Annotated in this window: 14 protein-coding genes and 1 pseudogene; 9 read left to right on the forward strand and 6 right to left on the reverse strand. The window is 71.0% G+C overall.

Features of this window, described 5'->3' with window-relative positions; all coding sequences use genetic code 11:
- Positions 1–249: 249 nt before the first annotated feature.
- Entirely contained in the window at positions 250–525 is a 276-nt protein-coding gene (locus tag GQF42_RS25260) for a hypothetical protein (protein WP_158923535.1), read from the reverse strand.
- A 342-nt stretch (positions 526–867) separates the two neighbouring features.
- On the opposite strand from GQF42_RS25260, the pseudogene GQF42_RS46055 reads away from it, so the two are divergent.
- Positions 868–1,167: pseudogene (locus GQF42_RS46055) on the forward strand (MBL fold metallo-hydrolase); the annotation flags it as partial.
- A 1,182-nt stretch (positions 1,168–2,349) separates the two neighbouring features.
- Here the strand turns inward: GQF42_RS46055 and GQF42_RS25265 are convergent.
- The gene (locus GQF42_RS25265) at positions 2,350–3,528 is read right to left on the reverse strand and encodes an SPFH domain-containing protein (RefSeq protein WP_158923537.1); all 1,179 of its coding nucleotides are present in this window, start codon (positions 3,526–3,528) and stop codon (positions 2,350–2,352) included.
- Between the two features lie 11 nt (positions 3,529–3,539).
- Positions 3,540–3,791, reverse strand: a complete 252-nt coding sequence (locus GQF42_RS25270; protein WP_158923539.1) for a hypothetical protein — start codon at positions 3,789–3,791, stop codon at positions 3,540–3,542.
- A gap of 707 nt (positions 3,792–4,498) precedes the next feature.
- On the opposite strand from GQF42_RS25270, the gene GQF42_RS25275 reads away from it, so the two are divergent.
- Together GQF42_RS25275 and GQF42_RS25280 are read left to right on the forward strand one after the other, a co-directional pair.
- Complete coding sequence (locus tag GQF42_RS25275) at positions 4,499–6,223, forward strand: LCP family protein (protein WP_199272791.1); 1,725 nt, start codon at positions 4,499–4,501, stop codon at positions 6,221–6,223.
- A gap of 109 nt (positions 6,224–6,332) precedes the next feature.
- Positions 6,333–7,058 (forward strand): hypothetical protein, encoded by a 726-nt coding sequence (locus GQF42_RS25280; RefSeq protein WP_158923541.1) that lies wholly within the window; start codon positions 6,333–6,335, stop codon positions 7,056–7,058.
- On the opposite strand, the gene GQF42_RS25285 is transcribed toward GQF42_RS25280, so the two are convergent.
- Positions 7,033–8,514, reverse strand: coding sequence for a multicopper oxidase family protein (locus GQF42_RS25285; RefSeq protein ID WP_158923542.1), 1,482 nt, complete (start codon positions 8,512–8,514; stop codon positions 7,033–7,035). The genes GQF42_RS25280 and GQF42_RS25285 overlap by 26 nt on opposite strands.
- A 233-nt stretch (positions 8,515–8,747) precedes the next feature.
- Here GQF42_RS25285 and GQF42_RS25290 point away from each other — a divergent pair, with 233 nt between their 5' ends.
- Positions 8,748–9,065: a PadR family transcriptional regulator gene (locus GQF42_RS25290; RefSeq protein WP_158923544.1), complete on the forward strand. Its 318-nt coding sequence runs from the start codon at positions 8,748–8,750 to the stop codon at positions 9,063–9,065.
- A 76-nt stretch (positions 9,066–9,141) separates the two neighbouring features.
- On the opposite strand, the gene GQF42_RS25295 is transcribed toward GQF42_RS25290, so the two are convergent.
- Positions 9,142–10,419: an APC family permease gene (locus tag GQF42_RS25295; protein WP_158923546.1), complete on the reverse strand. Its 1,278-nt coding sequence runs from the start codon at positions 10,417–10,419 to the stop codon at positions 9,142–9,144.
- 484 nt (positions 10,420–10,903) lie between these two features.
- Positions 10,904–11,341, reverse strand: a complete 438-nt coding sequence (locus tag GQF42_RS25300; RefSeq protein WP_003974483.1) for a hypothetical protein — start codon at positions 11,339–11,341, stop codon at positions 10,904–10,906.
- 543 nt (positions 11,342–11,884) lie between these two features.
- Between GQF42_RS25300 and hemL the strand changes: the two genes are divergently transcribed.
- From hemL to GQF42_RS25330, 5 genes are all read left to right on the forward strand, one after another.
- A complete protein-coding gene (gene hemL, locus GQF42_RS25310) occupies positions 11,885–13,201 on the forward strand; it encodes a glutamate-1-semialdehyde 2,1-aminomutase (protein ID WP_158930569.1) in 1,317 nt (438 codons plus the stop codon).
- Positions 13,202–13,248: 47 nt separating this feature from the next.
- On the forward strand, positions 13,249–13,908 hold the full coding sequence (locus GQF42_RS25315) for a histidine phosphatase family protein (protein WP_158930571.1): 660 nt from the start codon (positions 13,249–13,251) through the stop codon (positions 13,906–13,908).
- A gap of 279 nt (positions 13,909–14,187) precedes the next feature.
- Positions 14,188–15,456, forward strand: coding sequence for a polysaccharide deacetylase family protein (locus tag GQF42_RS25320; protein ID WP_158923550.1), 1,269 nt, complete (start codon positions 14,188–14,190; stop codon positions 15,454–15,456).
- A gap of 130 nt (positions 15,457–15,586) precedes the next feature.
- Positions 15,587–16,177 (forward strand): TlpA family protein disulfide reductase, encoded by a 591-nt coding sequence (locus GQF42_RS25325; protein ID WP_199272792.1) that lies wholly within the window; start codon positions 15,587–15,589, stop codon positions 16,175–16,177.
- Position 16,178: 1 nt separating this feature from the next.
- On the forward strand, positions 16,179–16,949 hold the full coding sequence (locus tag GQF42_RS25330; RefSeq protein WP_158923552.1) for a cytochrome c biogenesis CcdA family protein: 771 nt from the start codon (positions 16,179–16,181) through the stop codon (positions 16,947–16,949).
- The last annotated feature ends 2 nt before the right edge of the window (positions 16,950–16,951 follow it).

The raw sequence follows: 16,951 nt of genomic DNA on the forward strand, positions 1-16,951 counted from the left end.
CTGGTCACCTTGGGTGGTGGGGAGGGACAGGGCAAACGCCGACCCTACAGTCCGTAAGGTAAGCGTGGTGCGCGTGTGCGCGGGCACCGATGCCGTGGCATTCACCGGATTCATACGGAGCGGAGGGGAATGGTACGGGCGCCGGGGCTCATCGGGAGCGTACCGGCATCCGTTCTTACCCGGGCCTCCTCATGTTCCCTGAACCGGGCGTTCCCGCGAACCCCTCGCTGTGGTCTTCCTGTGCGGGTCTTACCCGGTCCTTCCCGTGTCGCGCCGGGCCGTGGCCAGATGCCAGGCCAGGTTGCCCACCGCCGCGCCGGCCGCCACCGCGGCGACGATCACCCCGCCGGTCGCGAGGCCGTCGCTGAACAGATGCGGGCGCCGGTCGAGGCTGTGCAGGCCGAAGCCGCACAGCTCGTAGACGCCCACGGCGGCGATGACGAGGCTGACGACCAGCAGGGTCAGCGTCGGCGCGAGACTGCGCGCGCGGGCCTCCCCGCCGACTTTCGTCCCGGTGTCCTGCATGGGTCCCCCGTTGAACAGACGTGTGGCCGCTGGCGGTTGGGAACCTACAATACGTAGGGTTTCCGAGTGCTGCCGCCGGGCCGGGATGTCACCGGTGGGTGTGGATCCTCGTTTCCGGGCCGCCCGCGCGAGTAAGCCGCCCGTATGAGCCGGGGCGCTGCCCGGCAAGTTCTTACCGTGCACCGCCGGGCGGGGCGGCCGTGCCGTGCATCACGGCGTATCACGGCGTATTACGGTGTATCACGGTAATTCTTGTGGAAATTCGTGAGAAAGGCGAACTGTCTCTCACGGATGAACCCCTTCTTTCCGTGAGGTCACCGGCTTCCTGCCGACTCGGCCGACCTGCCCGCTCTCCACGTCAGCGGCGACAACGCCTCCCTGGACCTGGTCCGGGAGATCGCCGACCGGAACGGCCCCGTCGACACGGCCGTCCTCTTCGCCGGCGCGCCCCGGCTACCGGTCCTCGACGACGCCCTCCTCGTCCTCGACGGCAGGGGCGCGGCCACCGCCGCCGCGCTGCTCGGCGCCCGCCGGGTGATCACGGCCCACTGCGACAGCTGGGCCCACTTCACGGAGGGCGGCGAGCACGTGGTGACGGCGTTCGAGGAGGCGGGCCCGGCGGACCGGCTCGAGCTGGACTGACCCCGGCGGCGGCCCGGCGCGCGGGGACCGTGACGGTCCGGCGCGCCCCGGCGGGTGTGGGGCCGCCGGCCCCGGCCGGCGGCAACCGATCTCCGGCGGCCTGCTGACGCTCCCGCCCACGTCCGCGCCCGAGGGGATCCCCGGGCGGATCGACGCGGGCGCCGCAGGCGGCCACCTCCGGCTCGGCAGCGTGGGCGGGCTTTTCGCGTACGCGCTGTGGTTCCGCGGGACCGGTCGGCTCCCGGTCTGCGCGACCGGGAGCCGACCGGCGGCCGGGTGGTCCACGAGGCGAGCGCGCGCGGACACCGGGTGCCGGTGCTGTCCCGGAGGCCGGCGGGTGACGACACCCGGGCGTGGCACCGCTCGCCGTCGACATGAGCGCCCGCGCGCCGTCGTAAGTGACCCGCGCGCCGTGGGGGGAGGCGTCGGCCGGGGCGCGTGCGCCCTGCGGCGCCGACGCACGCCGTCGTCCCGACCCTGCGGACGTTCCCTGCCGACCGGGAGTTCCTGGTCGGCGCCACCCGTACGGTGCTGGACTTCGCCGCGCCGCTCGGCATCCGGGTGCTCGTGGTCGGCGGCACCGGTGCCCTGCGCAGCCCCGGCGGCCGGGAGCCGCTCGTCGCCGGGAACCCCGTGTGCGTACCGGGTGTCCGGCGCGGTGTGGCGTGCGCCCAGGTCGCCCAGCTGTGCGTCTGCCGGGCTCCACCGGTGCCGCCCAGGTCGCCCAGCTGCGCGTCTGCCGGGCCTCACTGGTGCCGCCCGGGTCTGTCCGGGCCCGCGGGCCCCGCAGGCGTCCGGCGGCTGCCTGCGCGGCACCGCAACCCTGCCGATCGGGAGCCGCTCGTCGCCGGGAACCCTGCGTGCGTACCGGGTGTCGGGCGCGGTGTGGCGTGCGCCCAGGTCGCCCAGCTGTGCGTCTGCCGGGCTCCACCGGTGCCGCCCAGGTCGCCCAGCTGCGCGTCTGCCGGGCCTCACTGGTGCCGCCCGGGTCTGTCCGGGCCCGCGGGCCCCGCAGGCGTCCGGCGGCTGCCTGCGCGGCACCGCAACCCTGCCGACCGGCGCCGACGGCCGGTCCCGCGTCAGCGCCGGGGACCTGGCCGTGGCCGTGCTGGACGCGCTCGAAACCCCGGGCCCCGAGCGGCACTTCACGCTCGCCGAGGCCGGCCGCCGCCCTGGGGCGACTTAGTCCACGTCGACCGGACCGTCGTCGTCCGAGCGGCGCTCCTTGCCCGAGTGCAGCTGGAGCAGGCTGCTGCTGCCGGTGTTCTTGACGTCCTTGTCCTGGCCTCCCAGGTTCTGCCGGACCGAGTCGAGGATCGTCAGGCCCTGGGAGACCAGGCCGGCGGCGATCTCGCCGAGGCCGTCCGCGCCGTTGAGGACGTTGACGTTGGCACCGGCCAGACCGCCGGCGGCCTCCTTCACGATCTGCGGGAGCTGGTCGATGAGCATCCGGTCGAGCGCGACCCGGTCGTAGGAGGCGGCGGCCTCCGCCTGGATCTTCATGCGCTGGGCCTCGGCGGAGGCGAGGATCCTGACCCGCTCGGCCTCGGCCTCGGCGGGCTTGACGACCTCGGCCACCAACTGCTGCTGGCGCAACAGTGCCTGACGCTGGGCCAGTTCCGTCTGGGCGTCCAGCACCTCCTGCTGGGCGTGGGCCTGCGCCAGCGGTCCGGCCTGTGCGGCCTGGGCCTGGGCGCGGTCCACCTCGGCGGAGTACTCGGCCTTGACGACGGCGGTCTGCCGGGCGTACTCGGCCTGCTTGCGGGCCGCCGCCTGCTCCGCCTCGACCGCGGCCTGGGTGGCCTGCGCCTGGGCGATCTGGGCCTGACGCTGGATGGCCGCCTTGTGCGGGGCGGACATCGCGGCGATGTAACCGGTGTCGCCGTCGTCGATCGACTGGATCTGCAGCGAGTCGACGATCAGGCCGATCTTCGCCATCTCCACCTTCGAGGTGTCGAGGACCTCGGCGGCGAGCTTCTGGCGCTCGGTGACGATCTCCTCGACCGTCATCGAGCCGATGATGGCACGCAGGTGGCCGGCGAAGATCCGGCCGGTGAGCACCGACATCTGCTCCTGGTCGGACAGGAAGCGCTGGCCGGCGTTGATGATGCTCTCCTGGTCGTTGCCGACCTTGAAGGCGATGACCGCGCGGACGTGCAGGGAGATGCCCTGCTTGGTCACGCAGGTCTCGGTGACTTCCGCCTCGCACATCGACAGCGTCAGGAAGCGGACCTTGCGAAGGACCGGAAGCACGAACTTGCCATGGCCCGTGACCACGCGGAACGGAGCGCCCCCCAGTCCCCGCCTGCCACCCGAGATCAGCATCGCCTCGTCGGGAGCGGGAACGCGGTATCCGAACATGCCTGTACTCCTCAGCTTGCGCCGGCGGCCTCTCCGCCGAGCGCGTCCAATGGATCCACCCACTCGATGACGCCGACCTCGCGGCATCCCCGTGATTCGATCACGAGGACCGTGGCGCCCGCGGGCAAGGGATCCTCGGACCAGGCCAGGAAGGTCTCGGAGCCGCCTCTGACCCGCACCAGGACCTCGCCGGGCCCCGCGGTTCCGCGTGTCCCGATCAGCACCTTGCCCGTGCAGCCGATCACGGCCTCGTCCTGCGGCATCACCGGCCGTCCTCCTCCTCCTGGCCCCAGGATTCCGACGATAGCCCCACTCCGGCCGGTTCCCAACGGGCGGGAGAACGCGACTTACCAGCGAGTACGCGGGGACCGGCCCCGACGTACGAGGGAGCCGGGGCGACGGCCGGGGCGGGGCTCGGTGCCCGGAGACACGGGCAGCGGTGCCGACCGGCTCCCGGGCCGTCGTCGGGCGCAGGGCGCAGCCGTCGCCCGTTCCCGGCCACGGCGCGTCGAGGCGGCCTCCCGCCTCGTGTGCTGCGCAGTGGACCGGCGTATCCGCGCCCGGGACGAACACGAGCCGGAACACGGCGAGTTGGCCGACCGCCGGTGCCGTCTCCGCGGCGCGGACCGGGCGGATCGGCGACGCCGTGGAGGCCGCCGACTGCCATGACCGCAACCGGGAAGGTGAATGTGGAGGTGACGTGGAGGCGAACGCGAAGAACGCGCTCCGTGGAGTGCGACAGAACGGCAGCCGCCCGTAGTGCGTCTGATGCCACGGGGGGATCGCAGGCGGTAGCTGCAATCATTGCCCCGCGTCCGAGCAGGACGATGAGAGCCAGGCTTTTGCTAGATTGCGCAACTGTGCAACCGTTCGGGCGCGGTGCTGCGTCTGTCTGTACGCCCGTCGCGCGTGTCCGGTCGTACCTTCGACGGCCGGAACCGACGGGCCCGACCGTTCGTGGGAGTGGGAGATGAGCGACCCGTGGGACGGCCCAGGCCGCCAGGCGACGCGCAGCGGAGCCCAGGTGCCGGGACAGCGTCCGGCCGGGAGCGACGCCGTGCGTCCTCGGGGCGGCCGGACCGCGTCCGGCGCGGCCCCCGGCTCGCGCGGTGACAGCGGGACGCGGCGGCCCCTTCCGGTGCGGCGCGGCAGGCGCGTGCTGAAGATCCTCGGCATATCCCTGTCGGCGCTCATCCTGGTCACGTCCGGTGTGGGCTGGTGGTTCTACGAGCACCTGAACGGCAACATCCACAGCGTCTCGCTGGACGGCAAGGGCGGCACCGAGAAGGCCGACGCCTTCGGCCGCACTCCGATCAACATCCTCGTGATGGGCTCGGACGGCCGTACCAGCGCGGAGGACTGCAAGCTCGGCGGCGGCTGCTCCAGGACGGGCGTGCAGACCGGCAACGGGAACGCGGACGTCGAGATGGTGGTGCACATCTCCGCCGACCGCTCCAACGCCACGGTGATGAGCATCCCCCGGGACACCATGACCAGGGTCCCGGCCTGCACGGACGCCGCCTCCGCCCAGTCCACGCCCGGCTACTACGGCCAGATCAACAGCGCCCTGGCATACGGCCCCGCCTGCCAGGTGGCCACCGTCCACCAGCTCACCGGCATCCCCATCGACCACTTCGTCAAGCTCGACTTCTCCGGCGTGGTGAAGATGTCGGACGCGGTCGGCGGTGTCTCCGTCTGCGTCAGCGACAACGTCTACGACACCTACTCGCACCTGAAGCTGTCCAAGGGCGACCACACCCTCCAGGGGCAGGCGGCGCTGGAGTTCGTCCGCTCCCGGCACGGCTTCGGCGACGGCAGCGACCTCGGCCGCACCACGACCCAGCACATCTTCCTCAGCGCGATGATCCGCAAGTTCAAGAGCGCGGGCACGCTGACCGACCCGACGGCGGTCTACGGCCTGGCCGACGCGGCCACCAAGGCGCTGACGGTGGACGACGGTCTGGGGACGGTGAAGAAGCTGATCTCGCTCGCCTCGGACGTGAACAAGGTGCCGGCGAAGCGGATGACGTTCACGACGATGCAGACGGCACCCGACCCCTCCGACAGCGACCACGTGGTCGTAGGGGCGGGAGCCAGGACGCTGTTCTCCACCATCGCCAACGACCAGTCGCTGACGACCGGTTCGGGCGGGAAGTCGGCGGCGGCCTCGGCGACCGCGAAGCCCACCGCCTCGGCGAAGCCCACCGCCCCTGCGGTGCCCGCCTCGCAGATCGCCGTGACGGTGGAGAACGGCACCACCGTCATCGGCCGGGCCTCGGACATCGCGACCACCCTGACCGACCAGGGCTTCAGCTCCGCGACGACCACGGCCAACGCCCCGAGCCCCGCGACCACCACCACGCTGACGTACGGCACCGGCCGGCAGGCGCAGGCGCAGACGGTCGCCAAGGCGCTCGGCCTGTCCTCCTCGCAGCTGAAGCAGGGCACCGGTACGGGCCTGACTCTGGTGATCGGCGCCGACTGGCCGAGCGGCACCGGTTTCCCGGCCGGTACCTCTTCGCCGGCGCCCGCCGACACGCACGCCGCGGTCTCCAACGCGCACGCCTCCACCGCCGACGAGGCCAAGAGCTGTGCCCAGGTCAGCCAGTACCGGACGGTGAACCTCAACGGGGTGTCGATGACACCGGCGCAGGCGTACGCGGCGGCGAAGGACACGCCCGATTCCGACGCCTGAATTTAAAGCTTGCGCAATTGGGGAACTATAGACTCGCCACTCCTGACGGTACGCGTGCGGCCGACCGTACGCCGTGCGCACGAGTGGGGCTTCGAGGCTCGGGGGACAGATGCAGGCGCCGGAACTGCCTGAGGCAGAGGTCCATGCGACGTTCGAGCGGGTGCTGGAGGAGGGGCTGCGCTCCGAGCAGGTGACGGACGCGCTGCGCCGTTCCGGCGGAAGCCTCGACCGTACGCAGCTGCGCATCCGGGCGCTCCAGGCGCGCGACGACATCGCCGCCACCGCGGCCGTCGAGTACCGCCAGTTGGTCGAGGCCAGAGCCGACCGGAACGGAGCGGCAGGAGACGACGGCACGAGTGCCGGGGCCGAGCCGCGTACGTCGAGCCGGGGCGGCGGCCTGCTGCCGGTGCTGGCCGTGCTCGTCCCGGGCCTGGCCGCCGTCGCCGCGGCCGTCTTCCTGGCGGTCGGGTTCGCCCTGTCGGCTCTCGGCGGGCGCCCCCGCGTCAGCGACGCACTGGTCACGTCAGGGCTGATCGCCGCGGCCGTGGCCGTCGCAGTGGGCATCGGTGACCTCGTGTACCTGATCGTGGCGGCGGCCCGCAACAGGTCGGCCGATCAGGTTGGCCGGGCCGATCAGGTCGGTCGGGCTGATCGGGCCGACCCGCCGGACGTCCCGGTGCCGGACGCGGCGCGGGCCCGTGAGGAATGGGAACTGGCCCTTCTGGAACGGGGAGTCCTGCCCTTCCTCCTAGGGCGGCTCGAAGAGAGTTCCACGGGGCGGCGCGCGGGAGGCCGCCTCCCCCGGCACGTCAGGGACAGCGCAGCAGGACCATGAACCCGTAGTCCATGTGGAGCTGTTGGTGGCAGTGGAACAGGGACAGCCCCGGCTGGTCGGGGGTGAAGTCGAAGTCGAGGCTCTGGTAGCCGCCGAGCATGACGACGTCCTTGCGCAGGCCGTGGGTGGGGGTGCCGGCGATGTGGGTGACCTCGAAGGTGTGACGGTGCAGGTGGAGGGGGTGGATGTCGTCGCTGGCGTTGCGCAGCCGCATCCGGTACCGCTTGCCGCGCTCGACGTCCAGTACCGGCTTGTCGGTGTCGAGGGAGAAGGGGACGCCGTTGAGGGGCCAGACGTTGAATCCCTTGTCGGCGGCGTTGCGCTTCTCCACCAGCAGGTCGATGGTGTGGTCGGGCTGCCGGTTCGTGGAGCCCGGGTCGGCGAAGGCGCGGTAGTCCCACGTGAATGCGGGCGGTGCGTTCCACCGGGGGGAGCCGCTGCGGCCGGCGTACTCCACCACCGTGCCCATGCCGGCGTTGCGGTCGTCGTCCGAGGTGTCTCCGAGCACCCACACGCCCGGATGGTCCATCTCCACCAGGGCCGAGACACGTTCGGCGGTGCCGATCCACAGCACCGGCACGTCGGCCTGGCGGGGCACCGGGTTGCCGTCGAGCGCGACCACGGTGAAGGTGTGCCCGGGCAGGTGGAGGCTGCGGATCTCGGTGGCGCTGGCGTTGAGGACGTGGAACAGCACGCGCTGTCCCGACCTGACCCGGATCGGCGGGCCGTGGCCCAGCTTGCGGCCGTTGACGCTGAAGACGCGGTAGCCGACTTCGTAGCCGCGCGGCATGCCCCGGGCCAGCGAGTCGGCCATCGCCTGCTCGCCCCTGCGCTTGAGGTCCGGCACCGGGGAGCCGGCCAGGAAGCGCTGGACCACGTCCCCGCCGTGGCTGAGGGAGGGCCCGAACTCCTTCAGTGTCAGGAACACTTCCTGGTCGTAGGCGCCGGGGTTGTCCTTGGGCTCGATGTAGACCGGGCCGGCCTGACCGGTGTACGTGCCGCGGGCCAGGTCACCGAGTGCCGGCACATGGGTGTGGTAGAAGCGGAAACCGGCCGGCCCGGGGGTGAACGACAGGCGCCGCATCCCGTGCGCGGGGATGTACGGGGTGCCCTCCTCGGTCGATCCGTCCACGTCGGCGGGGACCCGCTGGCCGTGCCAGTGCAGCAGTTCGGGGGTGCCGGTGTCGTTGTGGACGTCGACCACGACCGGGCGGCCTTCGGTGAACCGCAGCAGCGGCCCGGGGAACTGTCCGTTGTACGTCGTGGTCGAGACGGTCGTGCCCGGCGCCGTCTCGACGCGTCCGGTCGCGATCCGCAGCGTGTAGTCCGCCCTGTCCGGGGGAAGGGCCGCGCTCGTGGCCGCCCGGGAGTCACAGCCGGTGACCGCGCCGGCTCCCGCTCCGGCCAGCAGGGACACACCGGCCAGTGCGAGGGCGTCGCGACGAGAGAGGTGCACGGCTCTGCTCCGTTCCCCGTTGCCCCGGGGCGGCCCCGCTGGGCTCGGGGCGGCTACATATACGCGTAAGTCACCCTATGCACATCCGATTCGCTCCAGCGAGTTCGTGTGCTCCGGCAGCGGAGCGGACGACCGTGACCGAACCCCGGGCCTGCCCGGTGCGTAGACTCGACGGCCGATATCGGTTCCGTCACCGCCGGGTGGGCCCGGTGCGGACCGGGTGGAGGTGGACGGTGCGTGAATTCCAGCGCGGCGCAGTACGGCTGCACATCCTGCACCACGCCGCCGAAGGGGAGATCCACGGCGCGTGGATGACGGAGGAACTGGCACACCACGGCTACCGGATCAGTCCCGGCACGCTGTATCCGACGCTGCACCGGCTGGAGGCCGACGGACTGCTGGTCTCCGAACAGCGCGTCGTCGACGGCCGTGCCCGGCGCGTCTACACGGCCACACAAGCGGGCCGCGAGGCGCTGGCCGAGGACCGCAGGGCACTGGCCGAACTGGCCCGCGAGGTCCTCGGTGCCGACATCCCGCGCAAGGCGGACTGACCGCGACGTCTCCGCCGGGGCGCCCCTGCCGGGCGGCCCTGCCGGCACGGCCGGGATCTCCTTCCGCACCGGACCGCTACGACGTGCGGCGTGCGGTCGCCGCGCGGCGCACCACGTACGCCGCCGCCCCCAGCGCCAGTACGGCCGCACCCCATGCCACGGACGTCACGGGCAGGGTCAAGGCCAGCAGCAGGCAACCGACCAGGCCGACGGCCGGGACGGCGCGCGGCAGCCGGTTCTCCTGCGGTGTCAGCGTCCAGGCCGAGGCGTTGGCGACGGCGTAGTAGACCAGCACCCCGAAGGACGAGAAGCCGATCGCGCCGCGCACGTCCACGGTCGCCGCCAGCACCGCGACGACCGCGCCGACCAGGAGTTCCGCGCGGTGCGGCACCTTGAAGCGGGGATGCACGGTGGACAGGACGTGCGGGAGGTGCCGGTCACGGGCCATGGCCAGGGTGGTGCGGGAGACCCCCAGGATCAGCGCGAGCAGGGAGCCGAGCGCCGCCACGGCCGCCCCCGTCCGCACGACGGGCGCCAGTGCGCTCACCCCTGCCGCCCGGACCATGTCGGACAGCGGTGCGCCGGCACCGGCCAGCCGGTGCGCGCCCAGCACCGTCAACGCGGAGACGGCCACCACCGCGTACACGACCAGGGTGATGCCCAGGGCCAGCGGGACGGCCCGGGGGATGGTCCGGGCGGGGTCGCGCACCTCCTCGCCCAGGGTGGCGATGCGCGCGTATCCGGCGAACGCGAAGAACAGCAGGCCGGCGGCTTGCAGCACCCCGCCGACGGAGGCGTCCGCACCGATGCCGAGCCGGGCCGGGTCCGCCGCCGGGGAGGTGAGGGCGGCGACGACGGCCGCGGCGAGAACGGCGAGCACCACGGCGACGATCACGCGGGTCAGCCATGCCGCCTTCTGCACCCCGGCGTAGTTCACCGCGGTCAGCGCGACGACGGCCGCGACCGCCACCACGTGCGCCTGTCCGGGCCAGACGTACGCGCCCACGGTGAGCGCCATCGCCGCGCAGGAGGCGGTCTTGCCCACCACGAAGCCCCACCCGGCGAGGTAGCCCCAGAACACGCCGAGCCGTTCACGGCCGTAGACGTAGGTACCGCCGGAGGCCGGGTAGCGGGCCGCGAGCCGTGCCGAGGACGTCGCGTTGCAGTACGCCACCACGGCCGCCACCCCGAGACCGAGCAGAAGCCCGGAGCCGGCCGCGCGTGCGGCGGGCGCGAGCGCGACGAAGATCCCCGCGCCGATCATCGCCCCCAGCCCGATCACCACGGCGTCCGGCACACCCAGCCGCCGCTCCAGCTCATCCGGGCCCGCGGCCGGCTCCGACGGTCTGCTCATCACGGGCTCCCCGGGGAGAATCAGAACTCGGTGCCATCCTACGGGGGCCGATATCGGACTTCGATATGTGGTCGCCGGCGTAGTTGTCGGACGGTGCTTCGCGATGGCCGCCTTCTGGTGTTCCAGCTCCGCGGTACCGGTGACCGGTGGGTTGGTGAGGGAGGTGTGCAGCGGTCTCTCGGTGTGCCGCCGTCGGCCGGGGGCTCCTCGATGGCCAAACCCAGCACCGAGCCGCTGACCGCACCGCCGAGCAGCTGCAGGCACTCGTCGCCGGTGCGATCAAGCGCTGACGCCCGCCGAAGACAGGTGCGGCGCAGCCGCGCAGGCCTGGGTCATGCACCGAGTGCTGCGCGGCGGGTCGAGGACGACAAGAATGGCGCCGACAAGTTCCTCAAAGTTCTCGTGAGTAGGGCCAACGCAGCCCGAAACGGCACTGGCGGGGGCGGAGCCCGAACGTCCCGTCCGAACTCCACGAAATCCCGGCTCAGGGCCAGACAAGGCAATAAGGCTGATGCCCCGCCTCATGCAGCCGGTGGCTGAAGTCCTGCCACTCGTGCAGCAGTTGATACACATTGAACGCATCGCGCGGGCCGCCCCGGTCCGGGACCGTCGACCAGATGAAGGCTGCCGCGCCGACCGCCTCCTCGCCGATGCCGCGCAGGGGGTCGACGACCGTCATGGGGAGTTTGACGACCGCGTAGTCGGGGTGCAGGACGACCAGTTCCAGAGGCGGGACCTTGTGCAGGGGGACGCCCTCGATGCCGGTCAGGACCATCGCGGCCATCGTCTCCGGCTTGATCTTGGTGAACATGCCGTTCATGCCCAGCTCGTCGCCGCCGAGTTCCTCGGGGCGCATCGAGATGGGGACGCGGGCCGCGGTCGCGCCGTCCGGCGCGCCGAAGTATTTGTACGTCACCCCCACCCGACCACCATTCCTGCTCCCCGCCCTGAGGCGGTCGGCCCGGTGGTCGAGCCGGCGGTCGATCTGCCGGTCGTACCGCTCGGGCTCGCCCGGTACTCCCTGTGTCTGACGTGCTTCGGCGGCTTCCTCCGCGTCGCGCCGGTGCCTTCCCCGCCGGGCACGTCGAGGACCCAGGTCATCAGTCCCCTCGCCCAGTCCGCCACCGCGATGCATATCTCCACCCGACTGCTTTTCTAGGACGCGTGGCCCCCGCCGCGCAACCCGATCATCGTGTCAGTGACCTCCCCCACGGCCGCCCGCCGAAACGTGCGGTGGAACAACAGTCCACGGGTTCTTTCCGGCCTCTGATCATTACGTGCGAATGAGCTGTGTGTATCAGGTCTCAGTCTCGCAGATGGCGGATGGCGATGGAGGACGGCGACGGTGGCCGGCAGTGGTCGATCACGAGGCGGGCCGCGCTTCTCGTGCGCCGCGGCCTACCCTGAGGAGGTCACCACGCAACCGGAGTCCGAGAAGTCGGAGAAGTCGCACGTCATGAGTGCCCTGAGCGAAACCCCATATCCCTATGATGCGCCCGCCTCCCAGGCGCTCTTCGACCGCGCCTGCGTCGTCACGCCCGGCGGTGTGAACTCCCCGGTGCGCGCCTTCCGCGCCGTCGGCGGCACGCCCCGGTTCATGGTGTCCGGACGCGGCCCGTACCTCACGGACGCCGACGGGCGCGAGTACGTCGACCTCGTGTGCTCCTGGGGGCCCATGATCCTGGGGCACTCGCACCCCGAGGTCATCGCCGCCGTCCAGGAGGCAGTCGGGCGTGGTACGTCCTTCGGCACGCCCGGTGAGGGCGAGGTCGCGCTCGCCGAGGAGATCGTCGCCCGGATCGAGCCGGTGGAGCAGGTGCGGCTGGTCAGCAGCGGGACCGAGGCGACCATGTCCGCGATCCGGCTCGCCCGCGGGTTCACCCAGCGGCCCAAGGTGATCAAGTTCGCCGGCTGCTACCACGGGCACGTCGATTCCCTTCTCGCCTCCGCCGGGTCCGGGCTCGCGACCTTCGCGCTGCCCGACACCCCCGGTGTCACCGGCGCCCAGGCCGGCGACACGATCGTGCTGCCGTACAACGACCTCGAGTCCGTGCAGGAGGCCTTCCACCGGCACCCCGGTGAGATCGCCTGTGTGATCACCGAGGCCTCGCCCGGGAACATGGGTGTCGTGCCGCCGGACCCCGGGTTCAACCAGGGACTCAGGGACGCCTGCCGGAAGAACGGCGCCCTCTTCATCTCCGACGAGGTCATGACCGGCTTCCGTACCAGCAGGAGCGGCTGGTACGGGATCGACGGTGTCAAGCCCGACCTCATGACCTTCGGGAAGGTCATGGGCGGCGGGTTCCCCGCCGCCGCCTTCGGGGGGCGCGCCGATGTCATGGCTCACCTCGCGCCCGCCGGTCCCGTGTACCAGGCCGGGACCCTGTCCGGGAACCCCGTCGCCACCGCCGCCGGCCTCGCCCAGCTGCGGCTGCTCGACGACGCCGCGTACGCCACCGTCGACGCCGTGTCCGCGCAGATCCAGGCCCTCGTCACCGAGGCACTGAACAAGGAGGGCGTCGCGCACCGGCTGCAGACCGCCTCCAACATGTTCTCGGTGTTCTTCACCGACCGCCGGGTCAGCAACTACGAGGATGCCAAGCGGCAGGAGTCGTACCGCTTCACCGCGTTCTTCCACTCGCTGCTGTCGAACGGTGTCTACCTGCCGCCGTCGTCCTTCGAGTCCTGGTTCGTGTCCACGGCCCACGACGAGCGGGCCATCCAGAAGATCGCCGACGCCCTTCCGGCGGCGGCCCGAGCGGCTGCGGAGGCCACCGCGTGAGCATCAGCGAGACCAGCAGGGACAAGGACGTCACCGTCGTCCATCTCATGCGGCACGGTGAGGTGGAGAACCCGACCGGGATTCTCTACGGGCGGCTGCCCGGTTACCACCTGTCCGAGCTGGGGCGGCAGATGGCCGACCGGGTCGCCGAGCACCTCGCGCCCCGGGACATCACCTACGTCTGCGCCTCGCCGCTGGAGCGGGCCCAGGAGACGGCCACCCCGATCGCCAAGGCGCAGGGTCTCGACCTGGACACCGACGAGCGGCTCATCGAGGCCGACAACGTCTTCCAGGGCAAGACCTTCGGGGTGGGGGACGGGGCACTGCAGCGGCCCGAGAACTGGAAGCACCTCGTCAACCCGTTCAGGCCGTCCTGGGGCGAGCCGTACGTCGACCAGGTCGTGCGGATGATGGGCGCGCTGAACTCGGCCAAGGACGCCGCGCGTGGGCACGAGGCGGTGCTGGTCAGTCATCAGCTGCCGATCTGGATCGTGCGGTCCTATGTGGAGCGGCGGCGACTGTGGCACGATCCGCGCAAGCGGCAGTGCACTCTCGCCTCCTTGACGTCGTTCACCTACCTCGGCGACAAGATCGTGTCGGTCGGCTACAGCGAGCCCGCCATCGATCTCGTCCCGGCTCATCTGCGGGCCGGGGCCAAGCCGCAGAAGGGCAAGAACGCCGCTCAGGGGAAGGCCTTCGGGGCCTGACGGCCGGCCGGGACCGACCGGCAAACAGCCGAAGACCGACCGGCAAACGGCCGAAGGCCGGCTGCGGACCGCTCGAAGACCGACTGGATACCGATCAAAGACCGACTGCAGGCCCATTGCAGACCGTCTGAGCACCGTTTCTGACAGTCTGTTTGACCGGTCTTAGATCGCTATTGCCACAACTATTGCGAAAAACATAAGAATCATCGGAACCTCCCCGATCCTCGTGCCCTCTGTCTGGGTGAACAGCCACCAGGCGCGACGAATCGGGGATCTTCCATGCGCACCGTCTCCCGCTCCCTCTCCCGCAGGGGAATACTCGGCCTCGGCGCGGGCGCGGCCGCTGCCGCCACCCTCGCCGGCTGCGGGAGCCACTCCTCATCCGACGGTGCCGGCGGCTCGGGCGGTTCCGGCGACGGAAAGAACGGGCAGGGCGGCGACGCGGGCGGCGCGCCCCAGGGCAAGCTCATCGGTGACGGCTCCACCTCCTTCACCGGCAAGCAGCCGCACCAGCCCGACGCGCCCGTGCCGCTGGAGCCGGGCCAGACCCCGCCGCAGTTCGTCATCTTCTCCTGGGACGGCGCCGGCGAGGTCGGCAACGGGCTCTTCCCGCGCTTCCTGGATCTCGCCAAGGAGCACGGCGCGAGCATGACCTTCTTCCTCTCGGGGCTCTACCTGCTGCCCGAGTCGAAGAAGCGCATGTACAACCCGCCGAACAACAGGATCGGCGCCTCCGACATCGGCTACCTCAACGACGAGCACGTCAAGGCGACGCTGACCAACGTCCGCCGGGCCTGGCTCGAGGGTCACGAGATCGGCACCCACTTCAACGGCCACTTCTGCGGCGACGCGCACACCTCGGTCAAGTGGTGGACCCCGCAGCAGTGGCGCAGCGAGATCGACCAGGCCAAGTCCTTCGTGAAGAACTGGAAGACCAACACCGGCTTCACGGACATGCCGGCCCTGCCGTTCGACTACGAGAAGGAACTCGTCGGTGGCCGTACGCCCTGCCTGCTGAACCAGGAGAACCTGCTGCCCACCGCCCGTGAGCTGGGCTGGCGCTACGACGCCTCCTCGCCCGGCGGTCTGCAGATGTGGCCGGTGAAGAAGCATGGGCTGTGGGACTTCCCGCTCCAGGAGATCCCGTTCCCCGGCAAGAAGTTCCAGGTCCTCTCGATGGACTACAACATGATGTTCAACCAGTCGCAGAACACGACCAAGGCGCCGGCCTACAACTACCCGGGCTGGCGCGAGCAGGCGGCCGGGGCCTACATCGCCGGATTCAAGCGGGCATACTTCTCGAACCGGGCGCCGTTCTTCATCGGCAACCACTTCGAGCACTGGAACGGCGGCATCTACATGGACGCCGTCGAGAAGGCCTTCAAGCACATCGCGCAGGCGAAGGAGAAGGGTGCCGACGTACGGCTCGTCTCCTTCCGGCAGTTCGCCGACTGGATCGACGTGCAGAAGCCCGAGGTGCTCGCCAAGCTGCGCACCCTGGCCCCCGGGCAGGCGCCCGTCGGCGGCTGGAAGACATTCCTCGCCTAGGTGCCCGGCCCAGCCCCGTACGCGCGCCCCCTTGCCGGAAATGTCCCGTGTAAATACGCCCTGAAATGCGGTTTTCCGCCCGGCAGGGGGGTGCGCGAGATCCCCGGAACCGGCATGCGAAACTTTTCACATGAGTACCCGTAGCCGCGCCGTCCTGCTCAGTGCCGTGGCCGCCGTCGCGGCCCTGACCCTGTCCGCGTGCGGTAAGGGCGGCACCTCCGGCGGCGGTGGCAACACCAACTTCGTCACCGGCCACAACGGCATCGACACCGCGCCCGAGGGCAGGCGCGAGGCCGCTCCGGTCCTGTCCGGCAAGACCATCGACGGCAAGACCCTCGACGTCGCCTCCTTCAAGGGCCAGGTCGTCGTCGTCAACGTCTGGGGCTCGTGGTGCAGCCCGTGCCGGGAAGAGGCTCAGTACTTCGCGAAGGTGGCCCAGCAGTACGAGGGCAAGGGCGTGCAGTTCGTCGGGATCAACACCCGCGACACCAGCACCACGCCCGCGGTGAACTTCGAGAAGGAGCACGGGATCAGCTACCCGAGCCTGTACGACCCGACGGGCAAGCTGATGCTCCGCTTCAAGAAGGGCACGCTCAACCCGCAGCTGATCCCCTCCACGCTCGTCATCGACAGGCAGGGAAAGGTCGCCGCGCGGGCTCTGGAGGCGCTCGACGACACCGCCCTGCTCAAGATGCTCAAGCCGGTCCTCGCGGAGAAGTGACGTGAGCGCCCTCGTGACGCTGGCCGCGACGGGCCAGAACCAGACCGTGCTGCACGGCGCGTTGCTCGTCGCCGCGCCGGTGGCCCTGCTCGGCGGTCTCATCTCCTTCTTCTCCCCGTGCGTGCTGCCGCTGGTCCCCGGCTATCTCTCCTACGTCACCGGCGTGGCGGGCACCGACCTGGCCGAGGCCCGGCGGGGACGGATGGTCGCCGGTGCCTCCCTGTTCGTGCTCGGCTTCAGTGCCGTGTTCATCTCCAGCGGGGCGCTGTTCGGCTACTTCGGCTCGACCCTGCAGGAGTACAAGGACGTCCTGTCCAAGGTGCTCGGCGTACTCATGGTCCTCATGGGCGTGTTCTTCATGGGACTGATGCCCTGGCTCACCCAGCGCGAGTTCCGCTTCCACAAGCGGCCCAGCACCGGCCTGGCGGGCGCGCCCGTCATAGGCGCCCTCTTCGGCATCGGCTGGACCCCCTGTCTCGGCCCGACCCTGTCGTCGGTGAACCTCCTTGCCTGGAACGAGTCGAGTGCCGGGCGCGGCGCCCTGCTGACGGTCGTGTACTGCCTCGGCCTCGGCGTCCCCTTCGTCCTCACCGCGGTCGCCTTCCGCAAGGCGCTCGGTGCCTTCGGCTGGGTCAAGGGCCACTATGTGTGGGTGATGCGCATCGGCGGCACGATGATGATCGTGACCGGCGTGCTCCTGCTGACCGGCGCCTGGGACAGCCTTGTGCAGCAGATGCAGACCTGGTCCAACGGCTTCACTGTGGGGATCTGATC

Origin of the sequence: Streptomyces broussonetiae (genome assembly GCF_009796285.1) — a bacterium.
GTDB classification, from domain to species: domain Bacteria; phylum Actinomycetota; class Actinomycetes; order Streptomycetales; family Streptomycetaceae; genus Streptomyces; species Streptomyces broussonetiae.